16 protein-coding genes are annotated in these 23,085 nt (G+C 36.9%); 2 read left to right on the top strand and 14 right to left on the bottom strand.

The features are described from left to right. Nucleotides 1-2: 2 nt before the first annotated feature. From FW780_RS19120 to FW780_RS19095, 6 genes are all read right to left on the bottom strand, one after another. On the bottom strand, nucleotides 3-3,428 hold the full coding sequence (locus tag FW780_RS19120; protein ID WP_149835228.1) for a hypothetical protein: 3,426 nt from the start codon (nucleotides 3,426-3,428) through the stop codon (nucleotides 3-5). A gap of 9 nt (nucleotides 3,429-3,437) precedes the next feature. Then, nucleotides 3,438-5,018 carry a T9SS type A sorting domain-containing protein gene (locus FW780_RS19115; RefSeq protein ID WP_407643682.1) on the bottom strand — a complete coding sequence of 527 codons (1,581 nt, stop codon included), beginning with the start codon at nucleotides 5,016-5,018 and terminating at the stop codon, nucleotides 3,438-3,440. A gap of 315 nt (nucleotides 5,019-5,333) precedes the next feature. Beyond that, nucleotides 5,334-6,791 (bottom strand): TolC family protein, encoded by a 1,458-nt coding sequence (locus tag FW780_RS19110; RefSeq protein ID WP_149835227.1) that lies wholly within the window; start codon nucleotides 6,789-6,791, stop codon nucleotides 5,334-5,336. Further along, the gene (locus tag FW780_RS19105) at nucleotides 6,763-9,954 is read right to left on the bottom strand and encodes an efflux RND transporter permease subunit (RefSeq protein WP_149835226.1); all 3,192 of its coding nucleotides are present in this window, start codon (nucleotides 9,952-9,954) and stop codon (nucleotides 6,763-6,765) included. The genes FW780_RS19110 and FW780_RS19105 overlap by 29 nt, the downstream gene beginning before the upstream one ends. Before the next feature lie 21 nt (nucleotides 9,955-9,975). Beyond that, nucleotides 9,976-11,058 carry an efflux RND transporter periplasmic adaptor subunit gene (locus FW780_RS19100; RefSeq protein ID WP_149835355.1) on the bottom strand — a complete coding sequence of 361 codons (1,083 nt, stop codon included), beginning with the start codon at nucleotides 11,056-11,058 and terminating at the stop codon, nucleotides 9,976-9,978. Nucleotides 11,059-11,205: 147 nt separating this feature from the next. Beyond that, complete coding sequence (locus FW780_RS19095) at nucleotides 11,206-11,592, bottom strand: hypothetical protein (RefSeq protein ID WP_149835225.1); 387 nt, start codon at nucleotides 11,590-11,592, stop codon at nucleotides 11,206-11,208. A gap of 659 nt (nucleotides 11,593-12,251) precedes the next feature. Between FW780_RS19095 and FW780_RS19090 the strand changes: the two genes are divergently transcribed. Together FW780_RS19090 and FW780_RS19085 are read left to right on the top strand one after the other, a co-directional pair. Further along, nucleotides 12,252-12,644: a multicopper oxidase domain-containing protein gene (locus FW780_RS19090; RefSeq protein ID WP_149835224.1), complete on the top strand. Its 393-nt coding sequence runs from the start codon at nucleotides 12,252-12,254 to the stop codon at nucleotides 12,642-12,644. Nucleotides 12,645-12,681: 37 nt separating this feature from the next. After that, nucleotides 12,682-13,116 carry an META domain-containing protein gene (locus FW780_RS19085; RefSeq protein ID WP_149835223.1) on the top strand — a complete coding sequence of 145 codons (435 nt, stop codon included), beginning with the start codon at nucleotides 12,682-12,684 and terminating at the stop codon, nucleotides 13,114-13,116. A gap of 67 nt (nucleotides 13,117-13,183) precedes the next feature. Here the strand turns inward: FW780_RS19085 and FW780_RS19080 are convergent, their stop codons facing one another. The 8 genes from FW780_RS19080 to FW780_RS19045 form a co-directional block, all read right to left on the bottom strand. After that, nucleotides 13,184-13,444, bottom strand: coding sequence for a SemiSWEET transporter (locus FW780_RS19080; protein ID WP_149835222.1), 261 nt, complete (start codon nucleotides 13,442-13,444; stop codon nucleotides 13,184-13,186). Nucleotides 13,445-13,480: 36 nt separating this feature from the next. Continuing rightward, nucleotides 13,481-14,515, bottom strand: coding sequence for an NAD(P)/FAD-dependent oxidoreductase (locus tag FW780_RS19075; RefSeq protein WP_149835221.1), 1,035 nt, complete (start codon nucleotides 14,513-14,515; stop codon nucleotides 13,481-13,483). Between the two features lie 140 nt (nucleotides 14,516-14,655). Beyond that, a complete protein-coding gene (gene porN, locus FW780_RS19070; protein ID WP_077413990.1) occupies nucleotides 14,656-15,594 on the bottom strand; it encodes a type IX secretion system ring subunit PorN/GldN in 939 nt (312 codons plus the stop codon). 22 nt (nucleotides 15,595-15,616) lie between these two features. Then, complete coding sequence (gene porM, locus FW780_RS19065; RefSeq protein ID WP_149835220.1) at nucleotides 15,617-17,206, bottom strand: type IX secretion system motor protein PorM/GldM; 1,590 nt, start codon at nucleotides 17,204-17,206, stop codon at nucleotides 15,617-15,619. 52 nt (nucleotides 17,207-17,258) lie between these two features. Further along, nucleotides 17,259-17,957: a type IX secretion system motor protein PorL/GldL gene (gene porL / locus FW780_RS19060; RefSeq protein WP_047377858.1), complete on the bottom strand. Its 699-nt coding sequence runs from the start codon at nucleotides 17,955-17,957 to the stop codon at nucleotides 17,259-17,261. A 53-nt stretch (nucleotides 17,958-18,010) separates the two neighbouring features. After that, nucleotides 18,011-19,435, bottom strand: coding sequence for a T9SS ring complex lipoprotein PorK/GldK (porK, locus tag FW780_RS19055; protein ID WP_149835219.1), 1,425 nt, complete (start codon nucleotides 19,433-19,435; stop codon nucleotides 18,011-18,013). Between the two features lie 108 nt (nucleotides 19,436-19,543). Further along, a complete protein-coding gene (glmS, locus tag FW780_RS19050) occupies nucleotides 19,544-21,397 on the bottom strand; it encodes a glutamine--fructose-6-phosphate transaminase (isomerizing) (RefSeq protein ID WP_149835218.1) in 1,854 nt (617 codons plus the stop codon). 38 nt (nucleotides 21,398-21,435) lie between these two features. Beyond that, the gene (locus tag FW780_RS19045; protein WP_149835217.1) at nucleotides 21,436-23,079 is read right to left on the bottom strand and encodes a DUF4270 family protein; all 1,644 of its coding nucleotides are present in this window, start codon (nucleotides 23,077-23,079) and stop codon (nucleotides 21,436-21,438) included. Between the last annotated feature and the right edge of the window lie 6 nt (nucleotides 23,080-23,085).

Raw genomic sequence — 23,085 nt, 5'->3', positions numbered from 1 at the left:
GTTTACTGCTTATAATTATACTTAAATTCTTTGACCACCTTAAAACTGTATGTTCCTGCATTATCTCTTTCTCTTACCTGAACCTGTTTCAATCGGTTAGCAGTGTCATATACATAGAGTTCTCTAACTCCTGATGGTGGCGTAATAGTAGTTACCCCCACCAAAGGATCATAGGTATACTTGGTAATCATTCCCACAGGCTGGAAGGCATCAAGAGCTGATAACAGATCGGCTTCCTTGGTAGGATCAGCGGCATCTTCATTAGACTTGGCTACGATAGTACTTATCATTCCTTCGATTTGACTATAGGTAGAGCCTACAATTTTTGCAATCGGTTTGGTTTTGTTATACCCCCAGACAATACTTACAGGGGTACCGTCTTTTTCCCTGTACTGGAGAATATTTCCGTTCTCATCATATTTTTCATAGGTAACCTCCTTAGAGGAAATTGCTGGATTCAGAGTATCGTAAGAATATTCAGACAATGGAAGTACTAAATTCCCAGTAATCGCATGAGGGAGAGCGGTTGGATAAATTGTTTCTTCCCTTGATGTTACTTTAGTAATGTTATCTACGGTTTGCTGTGCTTTGGTTTCCAAAGAAATACTTACCATATTCTTATCAATCATCAGCTGGTTGTTTTTCTCATGGGCGTACTGATATGTTTTTTCCTTTGTGGACAGATCCGGGAATATGGTTTTCTGACTGGTCAGCTGGGTATGTTTAGGATTGTTATAGAAATACTGAGTTTCCGTTTTCATCGCATTTCCGTTCAGGTAATCTATTGTTTTCTGGGACTTCAGGTATTCAAAATGGGAGATATTTTTGTACTGTACGATATCAAGGTTATCTAATTTATCTTCATAGGTAATTAAACCTACCGGCTTACCAAAGCAAACATCATTATACGTTTGAGTCGTATTTTGAGCACCTGCTGCATGACAGTTTTTATACCCATCTACTGCATTATATTTGTGAGAATGACTCGCAGTACAATAGGTATAGGAAATGGTTTTTACCACATCCTCTGCCGTACAGAGCTTTGTCTCATTCTTGGTCACTGGATTATCATAATTTTTTCTGATCGAAAACCCGTCTACCTGGTATTTTCGGCTGTTATCCTCTTCATAATTCATCTCCACAGTACGCACCATATTATTACCGACATCAAGGTATTTGGTAAAAATTTCGCGCCCGTTATTCCAGCCAAAGTTGGTCCAGACGGAGTTTCGGATATTGTCCCCATGAATTACTTTTCCAAAATCATCTGAACTGATAGAATAATTATGGATAATATTTGATTTTCCCTCTACAATTTCCTGAACTGTTTTATAAAATACATTGGGATGAGTAGCAAAGAGCTGGTTAATATTGGAAGAAGTCACCATCGTGTACGGAAATCTTTCTACTCCTGTAGGTACAGATCCACTTGGAAGGTTAGGGTTATTTGTACTACAGGTTCTTGTAAAAAGAAGCTGCTCCTGAAATGCCGGGGTTCGCAATACAACAGCTTCCGTATTTTGTTCATTCAAATCACGATAAACAAATTTTCTGGTTGTTGCCACCCCATTTTCTGTAGCATCTGTAATCTTGGCAATTCGCAGGCCGCCAATTGGTCCTTCTTTGTCTCCGTAAACAGCCTCTTTGGTGGTATAACTTGCTGACGCCGTAGAGCGGGTACAAACAAATAGAGTCCAAAGTTTAAGGGTTAAAGGCTCATCTTTTTGAACATGAGCGAAAAGTTCAGCTCCATTATTAGTAGGAAAAGTAACCGAATTTCCTGCATCGGTAACAATCCCGGTAGGACTTTTATAGTATAATGGAACCGCCTGGCCATTAGCTTTGAGCAGGCTAACAATTGCCCGGTGTTTTCCGGCGACCTGTTCAGCAGGATCACATGAGCTGTTAAACTGGGCACTCCCTCCCAGAGTAATATCTTCTGTTCGGAGCGGGGTAAAAGCCACTGTATTTTCAACATGACCGTTAGTATCATCTGCCGTGGCTTTGATCTGAGTCCCTGTCCTTTCCGATGGACTGAGCATTACATTTTTCTCAATCGCGGTATTATTTTCATAGGTAAACTCTGTAGATCCTTTCGTAGGATAGACAATCTTTTGAAGTATTCCAATAGCCGTATTTTGTGGACTAACCTGCTGCGCAGCTCCGTTGTATGAACTCCACATTGATACTTCAGGTATGGAAGGAACCAGGTTGGTATTGTCGATCATTCCGTTATAATATCCCCAGCTGTCTCTGCTAAAGGAAAGCCTTTGAGGAAATACATCCGGTAAATTGTACTGAAATCCATAGGTGGTATTTAAAACACTATCCACTACAGAACTCAAAAACAGACGGTTATTAGCGGTAAGATTGTAATTAAGGGTAACATCATTGATGATATTGCCATTAACCTTTTTTGTAACTTTTTGCAGTCTTTTATAATCTCCACTACCTGCCGATTGCAGATAATCAAAAATAATTTCGCCATAGGAAGGATTATTACTATAAATTCGTTTGATCTGTTTTCCGGTAACGGTCTGATTATGGCTCATCAGTTCACTTACCTGCGGATAGCGGATAAATGCAGGGTTTCCACAACTAGACGTCATAGGACCTGCGTTAGGTGATGTATAAGATAAAGTTTGTGATTGGCTCATTGTAGCGGTATACCCGCCATCCACATTTTCAATAAATACCGTTTCTCCACTGGTTACGTCCTCAATTTTCGTCAAATACCAGGCAGTTGTAGAAATGGAGATAAGTGAATGTCCCGCCCCGGCAGTACGGTTGGAAGTGGTTTCCTTATCTGTAAAATAATATTTGGTTCCATTATCTACTGTTATGGTAAAAGAATTTCCTCCACTTGCCCCCTCAATGACCACATCTTTTTGGGAATAAATAACCGGAATTCCTTTTTTATCAAATACGAATTTGATCTGTATTCCTCCAAAGCTCGCCATGTATAAATCCTGTTCTGTATCTATATCATCGAAAGAGGCATCCTGGAAAAACTGCATGGCTGCTGTAGTATTAGCACCCAGATCACCGATGTTGGTCGGAATATTTATATTGGACTGATTGTCTTCATCAGGAAGATCTCTTATTACCCTTGTAATCACACCTCCCGAAATAAGATTCCAGCCGAGTCCTGTAGAGCCGTTCATATCGTCTACTTTGATTCCATTGGAAAAATAATTGAGCCTGACTGGAATATTAATACTTTCTGTATCAAAGGATGTAACAGGAATATCTACATTGGCATTCCCCGTAAAAAGGCTTACCGGAAGATTTCCAAAAGCTCCCAGTTTATAAGATTCCGCAGAGGGAGGAATGATATTGGGAAGGGTTGATTGTTTGCTTCCCGTAGTTTGTGCTATTGCTGTAGTTAAAGACAGACAAAAAAACAAACTGGTTATATTTCTTTTCATTATTATGTTCTATTTCTTAATTAGTTTAGCGTTCGCCGTTTTGTTGGTATCAGTTTTTATAGTAATCAGATAAGCTCCCTGAACCAAAGCCTGGGTATTAATCTTAGTCACATTGTTTTTGGTTTTAATACTCTGAAGCTGTCTACCAGACATATCATACAACAGAATATCAGCATCTTTGAAATCAAAGCCAATTTCTACATAAGCATAATCTGAAACTGGGTTTGGATAGATTTTGATATCATATTTTTCAATGAGCTGATCAACTTGTTTGTCACCCAGTTTTACGATCTTCCAGTTTTCTTTACCCAATTCTTCTGCACTGGTTCCTGCCAGAACAATTGAACCATCTCTGTTCAGTTTTAAGTCAGAAAGTCTTTCTTCCTTCTTTCTGGATTCTCCCTTGACATGTTTTCTCCACTGTTCATTGCCATTCTGATCCAGGTAAAGCATCCAGAAGGTCTCATCATCAGTCTGTATTCTTCCTTCTGCCTGAGTATATCCTCCTAATAGAATTCCCTTGGAAGATTTGTCATCTGCGGAATGAAGAACGCTCATACTCATTAAGATGTCTCTGTTTTTGAAATTGTAAGATTTCTGCCACTGTTCATCTCCTTTTTCATTTAAAGAAATCAGCCAAAGGTCTGTTCCCTCTTCTATTCCTACCGTTTTATTTCCTGATCTCTCTGATCTGGATTCTCCACCAATAATAAATCCTGTTGAAGTTAAAGCCAAAGTTCTGATATGATCATCTCCTTTTCCTCCAAAGTTCTTTTCCCATTCTACTTTTCCGTTTTTGTCAAGCTTTACGATCCAGTAATCGCCTTCCCCGAAGTTTTCAGTTTGTTTCGAGTTTCGGGATACGGGATTCGAGTTTTGAATGTTTGACACAGAATCCGCATCTCGCATTCCGGACCCCTTTTCAGATCCCGAAACACGAACCTCGGAACTTCTGGAATAAATTCCAAGCAATGCTCCGCCATCCTTCGTTGGAATCATCTTCTCTACTTCGTCTAAGCCTTTTCCACCTAAAATTAGTTGAGATAACTCTTTTCCGTCTTTGTCTAACTTTGTAATTAATACATCTTTAGAACCATAGCCTTTCGAGGAATTCTGCACATTGCCGGTAACAAAGAATCCTAAATCTGTAGTTTGAATCACAGCTCTGGCTTCTTCATCTGAAGAGCTGCCTAAGGTTTTCTGCCACAATTCATCACCAAATTCATTGATTCTGATCAGCCAGATATCTGAACCTCCTTTTGAATCCTCTTTTTTATCTAATCCTTTTCCTGAATAAGATGTTCCGGCTAATAGAAATCCGCCATCCTGTGTGGTAACTGTTGCTGATAAATAGTCGTGGTTTGATCCTGAGAAATATTTCTCCCAGACTTCATTTCCTTGTTGATTAAGTTTTACCAAATGGAAATCGTAACCATTATTCTGCTTACTGCCTGAAGCTTGCTGCTTATTGCTTTGAATAGAGCTTCCCGTGATTAAATATTGCTGATCAATTGTTGTGGTAACCTGGCTAAGAAAATCCTGGGTAGAGGATTTGATGTCTTTCTGCCATACCACCTCCTGAGCAGATATGCCCTAGACCGTGCATAAAGTAAATGCACCGATATAGAATTTTTTCATTCCAATGTTGTTTTCTGAGTTAGTAATTAGTTTTGTTTAAAACTTCGCAAATTTAACACTTTTTAAGACATAGAAATCCCAAAGATGCGATTTAACATAAATCATAATATTTATTATTTGATTTGCTTATTTATATTTGACTTTATCTTATGATGACAAAAATACATACGCAAAACGACAAAACTTGTCGCATTAAAAAAAGGGCCAACTCAAAAGAATTGACCCTTCCAAAAAACATTAACTGTTTATTGATAGAATTATGATGTTTTATTTCCAGCCTCCACCTAAACTTTTATAGATGTCAACTACTGTGTTGAGCTGTTTCTGCTTCGCTTCTATGAGTTCCATTTTAGCATCCAGCGCGTCTCTCTGATTCAAAAGAACTTCAAGATAATCTGCTCTGGAGTTACGGAACAACTGATTCGCGATATCAATAGACTGATCCAGGGCTTTGGTTTCCTGAGATTTCAATTGATAATACTGATCTATATTTTTAACTTTAGACATTAGATTGGCAACATCCAGATAAGCATTCAAAATAGTTTTATCATATTCATACAATGCCTGAACCTGTTTTGCATCTGCTGTCTGGAAATTAGCTTTTATGGCACTTTTATTAATCAGTGGTCCTGCTAATTCACCTGCAAGATTGTAAGCAATTGATTCCGGCAGTTTAACAAGATATGATGGTTTGAAAGCCTCTAATCCTAATGTTGCAGAAATTTCCAAAGAGGGATAAAATTCTTTTCTTGCTGCTTCTACATCAAGTTTTGAAGCTTTTAATTCCAGTTCTGCCTGCTTGATATCAGGTCTGTTTGCCAGCAATTGTGATGGAATTCCTGTATAAACCGTTGGAGGAATAGTAGACATAAAGTTTTCCTTTGTTCTCACAATCGGTTGTGGATATCTTCCTAACAGCGCATTGATTTCATTTTCCTTCTCAGTGATCTGCTGACGGATTGTATATTCTGCTGCTTTGGATTTCGCCAATTCTGCCTCAAATTTCTTCACGGCCAGTTCCGTTGCAGCCGCAGCTTCTTTCTGAATTTTGGAAATTTCCAACGCTCTTTGCTGAAGTTTGATATACTGTTGTATAATATCCAACTGGTTATCAAGAGCCAACAATTCATAGTAATTATCAGCAACTTCTTCAATAAGATTAGAAAGAACAAAGTTTTTACCTTCCACAGTAGAAAGATAGTGAGCTACTGCTGATTCTTTTTCAATTCTCAGTTTTTTCCAGATATCAATCTCCCAGCTTGCATTTAATCCTGCTTCAAAATTACCCAGTGGATCCGGCATTTCTTTTCCGGGTTCTATTTCTGTAGTGGCATCACCTGCTCCTTCACTGGTGTAACGGCCGGCTTTTTTCAATCCGGCACCTATTCCTGCTGAAACAGTAGGGGTAAGTCTTCCTTTTTTAGCCAGAACACCACTTTTAGCAATTTCAATCTCCTGAAGAGTGATTAACAGCTCCTGATTATTTTTTAAAGCAGTTTCAATCAGAGTTACCAGGTTTGGATCTGTAAAGAACTGTCGCCATGGTGTTGTTCCGCTGTTATTATTAGCATCCTGCTGTTCTTCCTGATTAAAGTTCTGAGGAATATTTTCTTTTACCTCGTCTTTTATGACAGTCGCCATGGGTGCCTTACAACTTGCAAGAACAAGTGATAAGGCAATGGCTGCAATTATATTTTTAGTCTTCAAATTTTCCATCATGTTCATAAGGTTCAGTTTGTTCTGTTAAAGGATTCTCTTCTTCATATTTTGCCAGTCTCGACTTATCTGCGATGGTTCCGAAGATATAATACAACCCAGGGATAATCATCAATCCGAAAATAGTTCCGATTAACATTCCTCCTGCGGCTGCAGTACCAATGGTTCTGTTACCAACCGCACCCGGCCCTGTTGCAATAACCAATGGAATCAAACCGGCAATGAATGCAAACGATGTCATCAGAATCGGACGGAAACGAATAGCAGCTCCTTCAATTGCAGCTTTTGCTACAGGAATTCCTTCTTCTGCCTTCTTCTGTACAGCAAACTCTACAATCAACACGGCGTTTTTACCCAAAAGCCCAATCAACATGACCATAGCCACCTGTGCATAAATGTTATTTTCCAGTCCTAAAAGTTTTAAACATAAAAAGGCTCCGAAAATACCAACCGGAAGTGATAAAATTACCGGAAGTGGAAGGATGAAACTCTCATATTGTGCAGAAAGGATCAGGTAAACAAATCCTAGACACACCAGGAAGATAAACACCGCTTCATTTCCACGGCTTACTTCATCTTTTGAAATACCTGCCCAGTCGATACCAAAACCTCTTGGAAGAGTTTTATCAGCAACTTCCTGAATTGCTTTAATAGCTTGTCCGCTACTATATCCAGGCGCTGGAGTTCCACTCACCTCTGCAGAGTTATACATATTATGTCTTGTAATCTCAGATAATCCGTAAACCTTTTCTAATCTCATGAAATCTGAATACGGCACCATCTGATCCTTATCATTTTTAACATATAGTTTTAAAAGATCCGTTGGCAATGCACGGTATTGAGGTCCAGCCTGAACGATTACCTTATATGGCCTGTCAAAACGAATGAAACTTGTCTCATAGTTGGATCCGATCAATGTAGACAGGTTATCCATTGCTTTTTCAATGGTGACTCCTTTTTGTTCTGCAAGATCATTATCAATCTTAAGCATATATTGCGGGAAACTAGCGGAATAAAATGTAAATGCAGATCCAAGTTCCGGACGCTTCTTAAGCTCCTTCACAAAGTCATTACTTACCTGTTCCATTTTATGATAATCTCCACTTCCTGCTTTATCCAGCAGACGAAGTTCAAACCCTCCGGCAGCCCCATATCCGGGAACGGAAGGTGGTTGGAAGAATTCTATATTGGCACCTGGGATATTCTTGGCTTTTTCCTCCAGCTTTTCAATGATTTCTGCGGCGGATTCTTTACGTTCTTCCCAGCTTTTAAGGTTGATCAGACAGGTTCCTGAGTTGGATCCGGTACCTTCGGTCAAAATCTCGTATCCTGCCAGGGATGAAACAGACTGTACACCGTCAATGTCTTCAGATTCTCTCAGAAGTTCTTTGGCAATCTGATTGGTTCTTTCTAAGGTAGATCCCGGAGGAGTCTGAATAATGGCATAGATCATTCCCTGATCTTCTGCCGGGATAAATCCAGATGGTAAAGAGTTGCTCAGGAAGAATGTACAGGCACAAAACGCTAATAACAATGGTAATGTTATTGTCTTTTTGGTCACTGTTTTATTCAGCATCTTCTCATATCTTCCTGCTCCTTTTGTAAATACATTATTAAATTTATCAAGGAAGATGGTAACCGGTGTTTTCTTTTTAGGTTTTCCGTGGTTATTTCTTAAGATCAACGCACACAAAGCCGGTGTTAAAGTAAGTGCTACAACCCCTGATAAGATAATGGATGAAGCCATTGTAATAGAGAACTGACGGTAGAATACCCCAACCGGTCCGGACATAAATGCAATCGGAATAAATACAGATGCCATTACCAATGTAATTGCGATAATTGCTCCACTGATCTCATGCATTGCTTCTTCTGTCGCTTTCAATGGAGACAGATGTTTTTCTTCCATCTTGGCATGAACGGCTTCAATTACTACAATCGCGTCATCTACTACAACCCCGATCGCCATTACCAATGCAAAAAGCGAAATCATATTCAGGGTAATTCCGAAAGCAGACATTACTGCAAATGTTCCTACCAATGAAACGGGAACAGCCAGTGCCGGAATCAAAGTTGAACGCCAGTCTCCAAGGAATAGGAATACCACAATAGCAACCAAAATAAAGGCCTCAAATAACGTATGGATTACCTTTTCCATGGATGCATCCAGGAATCTTGAAACGTCATAACTAATGTCATAATGCATTCCTTTAGGGAAGTTATTTTTTTCAAGATCCTTCATCAATGCTTTTACGTTTTTGATAACATCGCTTGCATTAGATCCGTAGGATTGTTTTACTGTAATCGCCGCAGAAGGTTTCCCGTTCAATGTGGAATAAATATCATACATGGAACTTCCGAATTCTATATCTGCAACATCTTTCAGCCTTACAGATTCACCATCCGGTTTTGCTTTTAGAATAATGTTTCCATAATCTTTTTCGTTGTTGAAACGACCCGGATATTTTAATACATATTCAAATGACTGAGAGCGTTTTCCTGAACTTTCTCCAGTTTTACCCGGAGATGCTTCCAAACTCTGCTCATTCAGAGATTCCATTACTTCATCGGCGGAAATATTATAGGCAGTTAATCTATCAGGTTTAAGCCAGATACGCATAGCATATTCACGGGTTCCCAGGATATCGGCAAAACCAACCCCGCTTACCCTTCTCAATTCAGACATTACGTTGATATCTGCATAGTTGAAAAGGAATTTCTGGTCAGCTTTAGGATCATCACTGTACAGGTTAATATACATCAACATGTTAGGTTCTTCACGAGTGATCTTTACCCCTTCACGTACTACAAGAGGAGGAAGTTTATTCACCACTGAAGATACACGGTTCTGAACGTTTACTGCAGCTACGTTGGGATCTGTTCCTAGATCAAATACAATCTGAATGGAAGCTTCCCCGTCATTTCCTGCATCCGAGGTCATATATTTCATACCCGGAACACCGTTTAACCCTCTTTCTAATGGGATCACTACGGATTTAATCAACAATTCGTTGTTAGCTCCGGGGTATTCTGCGGTAATATTTACTTTAGGCGGAGAAATGGATGGGAACTGCGTCACAGGAAGTTTTACCAATGACAATATCCCCATAAATACAATAATCAATGAGATTACTATAGACAGAACTGGTCTGCGAATGAATTTCTTAAACATACTACTTCATTTTAGAGACCACTACTCTGCTTTTAATTTCAATGATTGAAGAACTTTCTTAGGATCCTGGAATTTTGTTTTCACCTTTTGATCATCCTTCACTTTCTGAACTCCTTCCAAAAGGATCTGGTCTCCTTTTGAAATACCTGAACCTACTACATAAAGATCCGGAAGTTCATAAGCGATTTTGATATTTCGGGATTTTGCCATTCCATTTTTATCAATGACAAATACGTATTTCTGATCCTGAATCTCATAAGTAGCTTTCTGAGGAATAATGAGTGCATTATGAACAGGCATTGACATCTGTATTTTTCCTGTCTCTCCATTTCTTAAGAGTTTATCAGGATTCGGGAACTTGGCACGGAAAGCAATATTACCTGTTTCGTTGTCAAATTCTCCTTCAATAGTCTGGATTTCTCCTTTCTGCGAATAGGTTTCTCCGTTTGCTGTGATCAGAGACACCTGATTGCTGCCTCTGTCTGCCGCGTGAGTCTGATAACTTAAATATTCCGGTTCAGAAACATTAAAATAAGTATAGATACTTGTGTTATCTGATAATGAAGTCAACAAATCACCTTCGTCAACAAGACTTCCAAGCTTCAAAGGGATTCTGTTGATAACACCAGAGAATGGTGCTTTGATATCCGTAAATGAAAGATGGATCTGAGCCAGTTTCATTTCTGCATTAGCAGCATCCAGCTTGGCTTTTGCCATTGCTTTTTCATTTTTAGAAACAATATTGTTTCCTGCTAATGTACTTGCATTTTTCAGTTCGATAGAAGCCTGTTCTACCTCTGCTTTTGCTTTTAATAATTCTGCCTGATACAGTTTAGGCATGATTCGAAACAATGTCTGTCCCGCCTGTACGTATTGTCCTTCATCTACAAAGATCTTTTCCAGAAAGCCCTTTTCCTGGGCTCTTACTTCAATGTTTTTTACGGATTGAATCTGGGCTACGTATTCTTTGTTGATTACAGTATCCATTACTACAGGGGACGTCACCGGATATACGGTAACTTCTTCTTTTTCTTCTTTTTTCTTATTGCAGCCAACTGCCAACAGAAGGGCACTCAGCGCAATTCCCGAAGCAACTCTCTTTATCATAATTCTAGAGTTTATATAAATCGTTAATGTTTTGATAGAAATAAAACGGTAATAAAAGAGGGACGATGTGATGATTACCGACATACACAACGCAAAGTATTTCTACCCGGAATCAGGCAGAAAAATGAATAGATCGAGAAAATTTTAAATTCTAATAGAACGGATCAGAATGAATCTTTTGGCAGTAAGACCAAAGACAAAGCCATGAATATCCGGTCTAAACCGTTTATAGCTTTTTAATCCAAAAATATAAACCAGGCTGAAAACTCCGGCAAAAACAATAATAGCCTCCCATACATCAGACAGCTGGAAATCATTTTCAGCAAGTTCTAATGTGGAGTTGTCTACATTATCGGCCATCTGCTGAACAGAAAGTTTTTCAAAAGTCTGGTTGAGACGGTTGGCTCTTTTCGGCATATGATGAGAAACATGACCATTGTAGTCATTTCGTAGCGTTTTAACATCGAGTCTGCTTTCTACTACAAAGAGCAGAAAAAGACCAGTTAAAAAGTATACTATAAAGTTTCTCATTTTGAAGTGGCAAATGTACACCCAGATTATGATATTATCATAGTAGATTAACAAAATTTAACTATCCTTTAAAATACCTGAATAAAAAAGTTTGAAAAATAGTGAACTTTCATCGTATTCAAGCACAATGCAAGCAATTTTGAAATTCTATCTGAGCAGTTTACAATTTTCAAAAATCAAGCCATATTTTTCAATTTAAGGAAAATTTAATTATAATGTTGTTGCTTTTTTGAACATCATGAAGTGCATAATTGTTCTGTTTTGAAGATTTTTATTTGAAAACTGAAAGTTAAAATAGTCCAACCTAAACTTTATCATGAATTAGAATTATTAACATTAACTTATTGTTACTCTCTTCTTTTTGAATTATTTTTGCCAAAAATTTACACAACAAATGAAAAATGAAAAAAAAGCACACTATACCAGTGAAAATAAGTTCGTTAAAATCCCTGAAACAACAACGATAATCCCCACTTTTCTACAATAATTATTATTTTCTGTTTCGCGAATAATGTTTCATAAAACAGTGAGTTAAATTAGATAAAATCTTAACTCTCTGTTAGTTTATGAAAAATTAACATATATTTATTAAAAATATTTGTAAATTTATAAGGCATTAACATCATAATTCATGAAACACTTTAAAATCACTTATCACTATGAAAAAATTATTAACACCAATCCTTTTAGGATTGACCATTCTTTCCCTAACAGCGTGTAAACATCCGAGTAAAGAAGCTGAAACTATTACCGCTGCCGCACCCGAAAACACAGACGAAATTTTCAAAGATGTGTACGTTGACAGCTATGGGGAAAAGATAGAAGTGACGATCAACAACACCAAAAATACCGCAACAATACATTTAAACGGTAAAACTTTTGACCTTAAAAAAAGTGATGCTTTACCTGAATATACTGCCTCCAATGAAGAGTATCAATATTCTGATATTAAGGGAAATATAACTTTCCTTAAGAAGAATGTAGACATGGTTCTATTCCATCTTAAACAGGCAAAAAAAGAATCTGGCCCGGCAAAAATGGCATCGTATTAGCATAAGGAATAGCATTCATCTTAAAAAAATAAGCATTATGAAAAGTTTATATTATTATTTATCGGCACTTGTTATTGCAACATTTCTGGTTGTTTCATGTAAAACACAAAACGCACAAAAAGCGACTACTGATATTACCGGAAAAACCTGGAAACTTATAGAGCTTAACGGGAAACCGATTGAACTTAAAAACCCTAAAAACAATCCTCATTTCAAACTTAATATGGATGGAATGAGATATGAAGGTCATGCCGGATGTAACGGATTTGGAGGAACTTTCGAGATTAAACCTGAAATCATGAGAATAAAATTCAATCAGGGAATGTCTACCATGATGGCTTGTGAAGATCTGGATATTGAAAACCAGTTTACTAAAGCAGTCCTTGCTGCAGATAACTACTCTGTAAACGGAAATACGCTTACTTTAAACAAGGCAAGAATGGCTCCTTTAGCTAAATTTGTTCTTCAGTAATTGAATCTTTTTACAGTAAAAATATAAAGACACCTTTTGATAAGGTGTCTTTTTCATTTATATAGGATTACTCTTTTTTATTGTACATTCTATAGCAAATCAGAAGGCTTATATTCACCAGAACAGCAAACGAATTTGATAAAATAATAGGCAGTTCATTTTTTGCAAAACCATACCATACCCATAATGAAAGCCCTGAAATAAGGACCAGAAGCATGAGCAAAGAAATATCTTCTACATTCTTTTCTCTGATCACTTTTACAAGCTGCGGAATCATTGAAACAGAAGTAAGAAAACCGGCAATGATACCTAATATATTTTCGTTCATATGCTTTATAGTTTTGAATCTTTACACTAAGATATGCTATTGAAATCTCCTTGATGAAACTTCTTCATGCAGTGGAATATCATTTTCAATAAAACGGAACAAGTCACGTGCAAAATAGCATCCATTCAGGATACCACGGGCTCCCATTCCATTAAAAACATACAAATTATGCAATGTTTCATGCCTCCCGATGATTGGTCTTCTGTCTTTTACAGTAGGACGGAAACCAAAATGTACTTCTTCCACTTCAAAATCACAGGGATAAAATTCAGAAAGCCCATTGACCAATTGAGTGACCGCTGAGTCATCAATATGATGATGGAGCTGGTCTCTGTCGTAGGTTCCACCATAAAAATAAAGTCCGTTTCCGGTGGGAAATAAGAAGTGTTTCTTTTTAATGGTGACGTTTTCCTGAATTGATTGGGAAAGTTTCACTTTTATATGATGACCTTTATTAGGAACCACAGCAACTTCTGAAAAATATGGATTTTCTTTCACTCCCATACCTTCGCAGAAAATAATATTTTTGAAAGAAATATCTTTATAAACCGATTCAAAAGGGTTCAGTTTGGGATAATCGAATTTTTCTTTTATCAAATGATCATTTTTTTCCAAATAACTGAATAAACCATTAAAAAATCCATTAACATTAAGTCTGGCAGACTGATTCACCTTTCCGGTCTGAAAATCGTTTTTTACCCCATTTAAAGAATCAAAATTTTTATCAAGAAAAGCAGATAATTCTTCATTTCCCGATTTTTTCAACCACAAGTTCTGCTCATTCTCATCATGAAAAATTCTGTGAATGGGAGCATTGATCAGGTAATTTTCTCCGGTATAAGTTTCTATTTCTTTAAGGCTGTCTTTAAGAAAGTCTATTTGTTCCTGTGCTTTCCAAAATGTGGTAAACTTTTTAAGAACAACAGGATTGATAATTCCGGCTGAAATCTGTGAAGCACTTTTTCTTCCTTCAGAAAAGATCACAAACGATTTATTGTTCTTAATTAGCTGATGAGCCAGAAAAAGTCCTGCATATCCGTCTCCTACAATAATATAATCTACATTTTTCATATGAGAAATTTCATTTATTTAAAGGTCATATGTAATCCCCAATATCATTGATTATTGAGTAGCAATAAACAAAGGGCGATTTCATAATAAAAAAAACCTGAGTAAAAATACTCAGGTTTTCTATAAATATCAAGTGAAATCTAGTAATTCCACATATCATTTTCCATGTCAAGAATCTGCGATTTGATTCTATCGCTTTCTTCCAGCTGTTCATCAGCATTTTTAGGAATATAGTCTTTGATAGTACCATCTCCTAAGCCGCTTGAAGACTTATAGATAATAGAAGAGAATCTTCTTGCATTGATGATATCATCAAAAGATAGGTCGGCAGAAGAATTTTTTCTATTGAAAACATAATTATTTGCCAAAATATCACGAGCGCTTGGATAATAGATCCAGAATAAGTCGATCAATTCATCAGCACCTGCTAAAGGCTGACCGTCAGGACCAATTCTTCCAACAGATGTAGGATCTGGTCCCATAGCTGCGATACCTAAAGGTCTGTATTTCATCTGACCGTCTCTCTTATCGATAAACCACATACCCATCACTTTAAGAACTTTTACTTTATCAGTAGTCGTTCTGATGATATCTGTTAATCTTTTTTTCTCGTCTTCTGTAAGTGTTCTTCCAGAGTTAAGAATATCGATTGCTTCTTCGTCAAGTCTTATACTTTCCAATCTTTTCTGAATGGCTTCAGGTGTAAGTCTTGTCACAAAGTTTTCGTCATCATAAACTTCTTTAATGTCACCTTTAAGGGCTCCATCAAGTAGTAATTGATATAAAGATCTTGTAGAGCTTGAAAGAAGACCATCCGGATTGTCATAATAGAATGGCTGGTTGATCTTATCATTCATATCAATGATTTCCCAAACAAACATACTCTTGTAAATATCTTTGTCATCAACGAAACCATATTCAAGAGGCTTTACTTTATTGCTGATAACAGTATCCCCTGCTTTTCTCATAGATTCAGATCTCATTTGTCTAAATTCTTCGGGAGAAGCAGCATTCAGAATAGTCTGGGAAAATGCGAATCCCGAAACTAAAACTAAAAGGGTGCTAATATATTTTTTCATAATATGATTTTACAAATTAACCTTATTGTACATTAATAATTACAGGCGAAATTTCCTTAAGTTTCTGGTTACCCAATCCTGTAGCCGTAGCCTGAATATCATAGATCTGAACTACATCACCAGGTCTAAGGTTTCTAAGCATACCTTCTGCTCCTGATAGTGAACTACCTTGAATCAGAGTACCTGCTTTTCCTGGAAGCTTAATAATGAAGCTATTTACAGTGAACGAAACAGGGAAGTCAAAGTCAGGTAAAGTAGCTGATACAATCTGGTTAGGGATAGAACCTGCCGGCATAAAGTTTACAGCTTTACCTCTGATCTGACCCTGAGGTCTAGGAATATTCTTAATTCTGTACTCAAATACCTGAGAAACTGTTTTACCATATGGATCTGTTCCTGATAATGTTAACTTAACTACATTTCCTGTAGTAGGAGTTACATCCCATTTACCTGGACCTTTACCTTTTACAGTAGCTCCTGCAGCAGATAATGAAAGTTTAGAATTGTCAGCACCTAAGATTGATCCTGAAACAGGGTTCTCAAGTCCTCTATACATTACATTCATTTTATCAGCAGAAAGTAATAATCCTTTTTCAAGTTTTACTTCTCTAGGTCCTGCGATTACATTATAAGTATGCGTCCAAGGGAAAGATTGTGGCTTACCTGAAGCATCTGTTAATGTAATTGTACCTCCTAATTTATGTTCACCAATTCCAGAACCTGAAATTTGTGTAATACCTTTACCATTTTCAACTCTGCTTACACCAGAGATGCTGATTTTATTGCTGTTAGAATAAGTTCCTAACATTACTTTTACTTCAGCCTGTTTTCCTGCCTGGATATCAACCGGACCTGAAACAATAGGTTCGTAGCTTGAGAATTTAATATTCGCATCTACTTTTTCCTGAAGTAATAGTGCCAATGCATCAGACTGAACGTTTCTGGCATCATTTTGGATAATCTCCAAGTTAGATATTGCAGCAATTAGCGGCTGATGATAAAATTTATTCTGGAACCAAGTCTTTTCATTTGGAGATGTTCCTTTAGGATACTCCGCAATAAGAGACTTATTAGCTCTTGCAACTAAATCCTGTAACTGAGCATTGCTTCCAAAAGTAGTATTGATATAGTTTCTTACATCATCAATTTTAGCTTTAAGATCTAATGCATTCTTTGATGGAGTATTTTCATCTCCTTCTTTGAAGAAATATTCAGTAGTTGCTTCGTTGTTGTTAAGTGCAGCAAAGTTTTCACTTACGTCAATATCTTTTCCGTCCTTATCTTTATCGTGAAACTCAGATTGTTTTTTCAATAAATCTTTAACATCCTGAGCAGATTTCACCAACGCATCAATTTTGGTTTTCAATACTTTGTACTGAGCCCAAGGCTGCGCGTAGGTATCCGGAACTTGCTGAGCCTTAGCTTCCAACGTTCTTTCAAAGATCTTCTCGTTCTTTTTTTCTGTTAAAGTTCTGGTTTCATTCAATGCTCTCGTAGAGTCATAGTATGATCTGATGATTTCTGCATCAATATTTAGGGCCATCATCGCGATGAACACCAAATACATCAGGTTGATCATCTTCTGACGAGGGGTCTGTTTTCCTTGTGCCATTCTCTTTTCTTTGTTTTTTGATTAAGTAGTTAAATTTAGAAATGGTTAGGAATTAAGACTTCATAGCAGTTAACATACCACCATAAACTCTATTTAAGTTATTAAGATTAGAAGTTAAACCTTGTAGCTCTTGATTGAATTTCTCAGATTGTTCTGCAGATTTCTGCATATCTGCTACATATTTGTTAGCAAATTCTGATTGTTTTTTACCGCTTTCAAGTTGCATTGCATAAAGAGCATTCATGCTTTCCATATGCTGAGCAGCTTTATTTAATTGGTCATTATATTTATGCGTAGAAGCAGATACGTCAACAGTTTGATTGATCTGATCAACAGAGTTTGAAAATTTATCAATTCCTGTTCTCAGTCTTTCAAATAATTGAACATCTAATCTAGCATCCTCAAGCATTTTGTCCAATTTGGTAGAAAGAGAATTTTCTAATTCAGCAAATTGAGCTGCAGCATTGTTATTTCTAGAAGATACATTAGAGTGTAATGGATTTGGGTTAGCATGCTTATCTAATAATTCAGGATAAACATTTTCCCAAGCATAAGACTCTTCAGATTTTGGAGGGTCAAATGCAAAAATGATAAAGATAATCGCCTCAGTAATAAGTCCCACGGTAAGAGCGATGTTACCGTTAATTGGTCCCAAGGTAATGTGAGTAATTTTAAGCCAAGCTCCAAGAATTACAATTGCAGCACCGAATGAATAAAAGAAATTCATCCAAGCATCTTTAGTCTTAAACATATTGAGTTAGTTTTTTTAATGTTAAATAAAATTGTTATTGAAAAATTGTCTGATTAATTTCTGTTAACTCTTCTTGGCTTAACAGCTGCTTCAGGAATATCCTGTACAGTTCTAAATCCGATATAGCTTCTTGCGGAATCTTTTCTTTCCCAATCTCTAGCACCTGTCATTAGTGCATATCCTATATCTTTCCAAGATCCACCTCTTACTGATTTCTTCGTATCTTTTTTATCCTTAGTAGAAGGATTTAATGTAGAAGTGAATCCAGCTGAAGAGTTGTTAAACGAAGATAATGTCCATTCAGAAACGTTTCCAGCCATATCAAATAACCCAAACCCATTTTTCTTAAATTTCTTAACTGGAGCTGTATATGTATAAGTACCTTTTTTCTCATCTTCCATGTAGTTACCTCTCTTCGGTTTGAAGTTAGCAAGGTAACAACCTCTGTCATCCATTAAATATGGACCACCCCAAGGGTAAGTAGCATTTTGCATACCTCCTCTTGCAGCATATTCCCATTCTGTCTCTGTTGGAAGACGGAATTCTAATGGTCTTTGTTTTTTTCTTTTTAAACTTTCGTTGTAATCAGATTTCAATTTAGATCTGAAGTTACAATAAGCCCTTGCCTGATCCCAGGTTACCCCTACTACAGGATAGTCTTTATAAGCTTTATGCCAAAAATACTGTTCAAACAATGGCTCATTGTAAGCAAAGTGGAAATCTTTTACCCAAACTGTAGTATCAGGATAGATCGCGATACTTTCGCTTTTCAGGTAATTAGCTCCTCTTTCGTTATCTGCAACAGCAGCATCCATATCTCCCCAACGGTAAGTATACTTAAGCTTGCTTACATCTAAAATTCTTTCGTTTCCAATTCTGGAAGAAGAAGGTAGATACATAGATTCTAAAACTTCTGCGTATTCTACATCCGGATATTTTGTTGTACTCCAGTGCAAAGGGATTTTCCAATCTAATCTTTTGCTGGCATCATAACTTCCGTCTTCTCGGCCACCCTGGCCTTCCATATATTCTTGATAAGGTGTTAAATTTTCTTCTTTTTTAGCAAGATATGCGTAATCTCCTATTGCAGCTCCTTTACGTCCGCCTTCATCACCACCTTCTCCGGCAGCTTCAGCAAGTAAAGTTCTCGCAATAGAGTCTCTTACATAGTTGATAAATACTCTGTACTCCGAGTTGGTAGTTTCTGCTTCATCCATGAAGAAAGAAGAAACAGTAACTGTCTTCAATGCTGCTTTTTCAGGAGTATTTGTTGGATCCTGGTCTGCTAAACCAGCAACAAATGAACCTGCAGGAATTGCGACCATTCCGTATGGTCTTTCCGCAACAAATGATTTAGTTTTTTCTCTTGGTATCAATTCTCCTTTTGTTCCTGGCTTCCCTACAGAAGAGCTGCCACCACCTGAACAAGATACCGATGCTACCGACGCAGACAATAATAAAAGAAATATCCTTTTCATGTTAATTTTTATAATTAAGCCGTAAATATATAATTTTTTTAAGAAACTTTTAAGATTTTTTTTGAAATAACGGAAGAAATCTAAATTTATTTTATTTACAACAACTTTTTATTCCACGGTAACAGATTTTGCAAGGTTTCTCGGTTGATCTACGTTTGCCCCTCTATATACTGCGATGTAATAAGCAAGCAGTTGTAGAGGTACGGAGGCAACGATTGGCGAGAAACATTCTGAAGTTTCAGGGATTTCAATAACATAATCTGCCATTTCACTCACCTGACGGTCTCCTTTATTCACTACAGCGATAATTTTTCCTTTTCTCGCTTTAATTTCCTGAACATTACTTACAATTTTATCATAGTGACCTTTTTTAGGTGCTATAATTACAATTGGCATATTTTCATCGATCAGGGCAATTGGACCGTGCTTCATTTCTGCAGCTGGGTATCCTTCTGCATGGATGTAAGAAATTTCTTTTAATTTTAATGCTCCCTCAAGGGCAGCCGGATAATTGTATCCTCTTCCTAAATAAAGGAAGTTTGTAGCTTTCACAAAATCTTTTGCAATATTTTGTGTCAGCTCGTGGGTCGTATTCAACACTTCTTCAATTTTCTTAGGAATAGCATCAAGCTCAGCAATTAAGCTCATAAATTCAGCGTTTCCTAAGTTTCCGTTGTGTTTTCCTAATTTAAATGCAATTAAAGTAAGAATAGTAAGCTGTGCCGTGAATGCTTTTGTAGAAGCAACCCCAATTTCAGGACCAGCATGTGTATATGAACCGGCATCTGTAATTCTTGCAATTGAAGAATCTACAACATTACATATACCATATATAAATGCACCTTTTTCTTTTGCCAGTTTTAAAGCAGCCATTGTATCAGCTGTTTCTCCGGATTGAGAAATAGCAATCACCACATCTTTATCAGTAATGATTGGATTTCTGTATCTGAATTCTGATGCGTATTCTACTTCAACAGGTATTCTTGCATACTCTTCTATAAGATATTCTCCGATAAGACCTGCATGCCAAGATGTTCCACAAGCAATAATGATGATTCTGTTGGCATTTTTGAATTTCTCAACATGATCCCAGATACCAGCCATTTTAATAACTCCTTCATCTACAAGAAGTCTCCCTCTCATTGTATCATGTACAGATTTTGGCTGTTCAAAGATTTCTTTAAGCATGAAATGCTCATATCCACCTTTTTCGATCTGCTCCAGACTCATTTTAAGCTCCTGAATTTCCGGCTCAATTTTAGAGTTATCATTAATGGTTCTGATATCTACTCCTTTTTCAAGAGAGATTGTTGCCATATGTCCTTCTTCAAGGTAGATGGCTTCTTTTGTAAACTCTACGAAAGGAGAGGCATCTGATGCAATAAAATATTCTTTTTCTCCGATACCTATTGCCAGAGGAGAACCTAATCTTCCTACTACCAATACTCCCGGATAGTCTTCATGAAGTACCGTGATAGCATATGCACCATATACTTCATTTAATGCATATCTTACTGCCGTAGGGAAATCAGTTTCAGAATTAATATCCATAAAGTATTGAATAAGGTTTACCAATACTTCAGTATCTGTTTCTGATTTGAAAGTAAAGCCTTTTTCAGTAAGCATTGTTTTAATGGTATCATAGTTTTCGATAATACCATTATGTACAATAGCTATTTTTCCGTTGTTTGACAAGTGCGGATGGGAGTTTCTATCACTTGGAACTCCGTGGGTTGCCCAACGCGTGTGCCCCATTCCAATTTTATATTTCCCTTTTAATTCTTTCGAAATATTCACCAAATCCTCAACCTTGCCTTTTGTTTTTTCAACTTCAAGCTTATTATTTGAACCTTCTAAAACAATTCCGGCACTGTCATACCCTCTATATTCTAATCTTCTAAGACCATTAATTACAATTTCGTAAGCGTCTTGAAAACCTGTATATCCTACTATTCCGCACATATTATATTTTGTCTAGTGTATTTTGTATTTATTGTATTCTATTTTTTCGTAGCATAAGTCACCATCAGCTGGATTCTTTTTGGATTGGTATTATTTTTATCAATACCTGTCAGAATCACTCTGTTCATATCAAATGCTCTTGTTGTATTACGAACTCCTAAAAGTGTTCCTGTAGCATTTGCAGCAAATGTTCCAGCACTGATTATTAGTGGTTTATTCTTAATGAAGTTCCCATCACTATCTTTTGCATCTTCAACAAGATCCTTGATTGTTTTTGTTACTATAATATCATAGTAATCTTTATCCTTATTGTAATTATATAAACCAAGTCCCGTTGATAAATCTGATGTATAGGTTAATTTTGAGAAATCAATAGTACCATTACTATTTAAAGTATTATTTAAAAGGGTAAACTTACGATCCTCTGTTGAGTTCGTATTCTTCCAGCTCAATGGATCTACATATACTCTTATTTTAGCACTTAAAATACCTGCTTTCTTTTCAACATAGATCTTCTTAAGGTCTGCAATTGTCTCATCCTTAATTTTCATTACTACAGAAGGTCCTCCCATTCCCTGAACAAAAAGTCTTTCATCTCCTTCAGAAGAATTAATTGCAGCCAATGCCTTCTCAACAGAAGAGTTGGTTCTGCTATATTCATACAATCCGATATGAGCATTAGAACCTCCTAAGTTGAAGACAAGATTTGTTTGTGGTCTTGTTGTTGTTCCGTTGTCTGTTTTATCATATTTATAATACATGATAAGCTGCAGGTCATTAGGAGAGAACTGGTAAAGATATTTATCTGTTTCATCTACAGAAATCTTTATTCCTTTGAAATATCTGATAAAGTTAGCAGCATCCTGAAGTTCAGGCTTTCCTTTTTTATCAAGAATATGAGTCTGGAAAAAGTTTGTATTGCTAAGTTTCATTCTGAATCCAAGGTTTCCTGTAAATACAACCGAGTTGTCAGATTTTTTAGTAATAGATAAGGAATTAATGTTACCATCAAATACTCCTGATCCTAATAACTCACCAGTGCTTATACTTGTACCCGCATTGGAACGTTTGTACTTATCATCGTTTGCATCTAAGAACGTAGTCACTTCGTGTACATTGATCTTCATTGATTTTGAACCACCTCCTATTTTACCGTATTTACGAACAGGATATGTTTTTCTTTCAATTGAAACGGCTGTAGCAACTCCATCTACCGGGAAATCACTTTTCTCAAACGTATTTGTTTTTAATGAATCGCTTTCAAAGAAATAGGTATTAGAAGTAGTATTCGCAGGAGGTCTTACTACAAGGACTACAGAGTCTACTTTTGGATTATCTCCGTTAAAGTCATAATTATCTACCGGCATTCTAAGCTGGGTTACATAAGAAGCTCTCTGCATTCCAAATTCGCCTTCAGTAAAAGCTCCAAGAACACCAACATATGAAGCTGCACCAGCTTCACTCACTCCACTGATCAGTCTGGAAGCATCACTTCTGATTGAATCTTTATTGTCGTAATTGTATGCGATAACTGGATATGCAATTTCATTCCCCTGTGCTGCATCATCATTGAACAACTGTTCACCAAGAGAATCCGGATCCGGTTCACAGTTATAAAGGATTGCACTTCCGAAAATCGCCAATAAAAGCATGGCGAAGGTCCTTTTAAGATTATGAGTCATTAAAAA

It is taken from the genome of Chryseobacterium sediminis (assembly GCF_008386505.1).
GTDB classification, from domain to species: Bacteria; Bacteroidota; Bacteroidia; order Flavobacteriales; family Weeksellaceae; genus Chryseobacterium; species Chryseobacterium sediminis.
This window is presented reverse-complemented; position numbering and strand designations above follow the sequence as displayed.